Source organism: Caenibacillus caldisaponilyticus (assembly GCF_002003465.1).
In the GTDB taxonomy this organism is placed as follows: domain Bacteria; phylum Bacillota; class Bacilli; order Bacillales; family Sporolactobacillaceae; genus Caenibacillus; species Caenibacillus caldisaponilyticus.
Genome location: NZ_BDDQ01000103.1, coordinates 1 through 3443, shown reverse-complemented (window position 1 = coordinate 3443; position 3443 = coordinate 1). Strand labels below are relative to the sequence as shown.

4 protein-coding genes and 1 pseudogene are annotated in these 3443 nt (G+C 45.6%); 3 read left to right on the top strand and 2 right to left on the bottom strand.

Annotation, left to right across the window (positions count from 1 at the left end; all coding sequences use genetic code 11):
- A partial coding sequence (locus CCB157_RS16450; RefSeq protein WP_193432326.1) for a transposase occupies positions 1 to 261 on the bottom strand: 261 nt, incomplete at its 3' end.
- A gap of 427 nt (positions 262 to 688) precedes the next feature.
- Between CCB157_RS16450 and CCB157_RS16440 the strand changes: the two genes are divergently transcribed.
- On the top strand, positions 689 to 1444 hold the full coding sequence (locus CCB157_RS16440) for an arginase family protein (protein ID WP_077616895.1): 756 nt from the start codon (positions 689 to 691) through the stop codon (positions 1442 to 1444).
- 213 nt (positions 1445 to 1657) lie between these two features.
- Positions 1658 to 1990 carry a hypothetical protein gene (locus CCB157_RS16435; RefSeq protein WP_077616894.1) on the top strand — a complete coding sequence of 111 codons (333 nt, stop codon included), beginning with the start codon at positions 1658 to 1660 and terminating at the stop codon, positions 1988 to 1990.
- A 496-nt stretch (positions 1991 to 2486) separates the two neighbouring features.
- Here CCB157_RS16435 and CCB157_RS16430 read toward each other — a convergent pair.
- A pseudogene (locus CCB157_RS16430) lies at positions 2487 to 3072 on the bottom strand (SDR family oxidoreductase); the annotation flags it as partial.
- A gap of 93 nt (positions 3073 to 3165) precedes the next feature.
- Here CCB157_RS16430 and CCB157_RS16425 point away from each other — a divergent pair.
- The coding region (locus tag CCB157_RS16425; RefSeq protein ID WP_143287122.1) for a helix-turn-helix domain-containing protein at positions 3166 to 3443 on the top strand (278 nt) is incomplete at its 3' end.

Sequence of the window (3443 nt, the reverse complement as noted above, 5' to 3'; positions counted from 1 at the left end):
TTGGTAAGGGGCAAACAACTGTGTTTGAAATTCCCCGTTTCGGTCTCTTGGAACCAAAAGACCCTCAATCCGGCCATATTGTGTATCTAGATTTCGCTGATAGTAGCCGTTTCTCATATTCGGCGTTCCAGCCTGTTCGATTTCGAGGAAATTTTTGATTTCTTCCCGCATAATCAGTTCTAATTTTTCTTTTACAAACTGACGAATGGCATTTTCCAGTTGATTTGCCCAGTCGACATTCGGTATACTTCTTTTAGACATAGGTAGGGTACTCCTTTCTCTGGAATGTGTTGTGGTCCAAATCAGAGAATACCCTACCTTTTTTCTTTTGTTCTAGCAAAATGCTTTACACAAAATTTTATACATCATCGTTTTGTTATTTCTCGTTACTTTGATGCCGATGGCGCGCGATCGCTTCTTTTCATAACGCGATCCCCGCTTATTTGCTGGCTTACCCGCAAACGCCCGCGTAACGGGTCCAAATTTCCTATTAAAACATGGGATGCGGGAACGTCAAAACCACTTGGTGAATGACGGGATGTCCGGACTTGCAAACCCCATTCCAGTGAAAAAATGTATTAATATGTAATAAGAAGAATAAGCAATCGAATCTATCGTGCATCCGAGAAAATCTTGATGGGTTGACAAATCCGCGTACGAGGACTTCATGCAAAGGAAGTGGCCTGTTATGGGATTGTTGAACCGCGAGATTTATGTTTTAAACCTGGATGCCTCTTATGAACGACAACAACAACTGCTCCGTTTTCCCCACCATTGGATCGACTTGAGTGATATACAAGGAAAAAATTTGTACTGTGACGACGAGGCTTTGGCCGCCATCCGCGCCCGCCTTTTGCATACCTGGCGGCCGGGTATCACTTTCATCGGCAGCGGCAATTTTCACTACATCACCTACCTCTTCATGCAAACCATCTCGACACCTTTTACCCTTCTGCTTCTCGATCACCATACCGATTTAATGGAAGATCACGATTTGCTCACGTGCGGCACATGGGTAACGCGCGCCCTCCGCACGGTTCCGCCATTGCAAAAAGCGGTCGTCGTCGGCCCGGGCGATTCCGCTTATGAACACATTCCCGATGACGTACGGGATAAAGTCTGCCTGTTGCCCGACGCGACACCCGCCGAAATCGCCGCGGCGTGCGGCGAACACGTCTACATCAGCATCGACAAAGACGTGTTGTGTGAAAGAGACGGCAAAACCCATTGGGATCAAGGGAATATGACCTTGGAACAGTTGGAGGCGATCCTTTTGGAGGTATTGGAACGGAGAACGGTCGTCGGCATGGACGTGTGCGGGGAGTGGCCGGTGCCCGACACCCATGTTTTCACTCGGGAAAACCGGATCTATCTGAAAAAGAACGAACGCGCCAACCTCGCCATACTACAAGCCGTTCAATCCGCCGCTCAGATCGCCACTTGAAAAGGTTTGGCGGCTCTGTCAGCATCTCAAAGAACGCCGTTTGCAGCGAAGCCTCTCGCCGATTGAGTTGCATCCTAGCGTGATCGATCCGTATTCGGCCAACGGATTGTGGCGCGGAAATACAAGGTGTTCCACACATGGCGTCAGTTTTAAAAAGACGGCTAACGAAGCCCAGCTGTGCATAGGCGATTCAATCACGCGGCGGCCGAATCGGTGAAATTTTTGGATCCCAAGTCCCAATTCTTCACAGGTTGGCCACCACTCGACGCGTTGATCATGTGTTTCGATTACGGAGGCCGCCTTTTATTTCGTGCTCATGTAGCTGGACAAAAAACGGCAAAACGATGCAAGCGAACCCTTAATTTCAAGTCTGGGATACCGGGGATATGGCAAGGCTTCTTTACTTACGAAAATGTGACTCGTGAACGGAATGAGGCATTTCATTTTTTCGTTTCATGGGGGGCTTTGCTGCCGACTTTGCACATTGCGGGCTTTATCGATGATGATACTGAGGAGGCCGACAGAGCTCATTTCGACATTTTTTAATATCGACGGCACACTTTGATGAAAATACTGAGATGGCGATACGGGAGACGGATAAACGGAAAGGATATGTGTGGGTAACGCCTGACAAGCTCAAAACGAAATCCTTTGACCGCCTGGAAAACAGTGCAAAAAACACGGCGAAGGAAGTGGAAGAATAGCCGTCAGCGCCATTCGTGTTTAATGAATGTGGAGATACATGATTACTTTCTTCTCGAAAAGAAAGGGATCAACGGACATGGAGCAACGGCGTGATCGTTCTGTTAGCTCTTGATTTTTTCGGTTTTTTCATATCATCGCAGAGGCTCCATGCCAAGTTGAAGTTCTCCGCTTAACGGAGCTATGAGGTGACTTTTCCCCTTAGAACTATTAACAAGTCACGTACGCAACGGCCGATCAACCTTTGTTAAATGTTTAAGAATTTAAATCCCAGAAAAAACATCGCAACAACAACCTATCTATTCGGTGAAAACATATCTTTGTTTAATTTAATGAGAGACTATACCCCTAAAATGTGGTAGCCTGCATCGACGTGCAAAATTTCTCCGGTGATCCCGCGGGCAAGATCGCTAAGAAGAAATAGGGTGGCGTCCCCCACTTCGTCTTGATCGATATTTCTTCTTAGAGGAGCCTTTTCTTGGATGATTGAAAAGATATCATTAAAGCCAGACACCTTTAGCCGCAAGGGTACGGACCGGGCCCGCCGAAACGGCATTCACTCTAATGTTATATTTACCTAAATCCTCAGCTAAATATTTGACACTTGCTTCTAATGAAGCTTTCGCTACGCCCATGACATTATACCCTTTAACGACCCGCTCAGCTCCTAAATAGGATTGAGCCACGATGCTCCCGCCATGGATCATTAATTCCTTTGCCGCTTTTGTTACGGCCACAAGAGAGTAGGCGCTTGAATTTTGCGCTAAAATAAAACCTTCTCGCGAAGTGTTCACGTACTCTCCTTTTAATTCTTCCTTATTTGCGAAAGAGATAGAGTGTACAAGGCCATGAATCACACCGATTTTATTCTTAATTTCTAAAAAAGCGGCTTCAATACTGCTATCATCATTAACATCGCAATGAACGTGTTAAAGCCGATGATAAAATCCCCAATATAGCCGGAATAAAATTCCCCACTTACAATAGAACCATAGTGTCAATGAGAGGAGCTATGGTTCGTGATTACGAGAGGGGAATTTTTTATGATCAAAGAGATGTATGAAAGGGGAATGAGTATTTCCGATATTGCGAGGGAGTTGGGGATTGATCGGAAAACCGTTCGAAAATATATTCACTCCCCCAATCCCCCTTCCAAATCTAAGCGAAAACAAAGAAAAAGCAAGTTAGATCCATTTAAAGAGTATCTTCAAAAACGAATGTTAGAGGATGGGGTGTTCAATAGCGAAAAGTTATTTTTCGAAATTCGACAACAGGGCTATACAGGAGGAAAGACGAT

What these genes read in the sequence shown, in the direction of transcription:
- CCB157_RS16440 (WP_077616895.1), top strand. Translation starts at nt 689, where the DNA reads ATGGGATTGTTGAACCGCGAGATTTATGTTTTAAACCTGGATGCCTCT.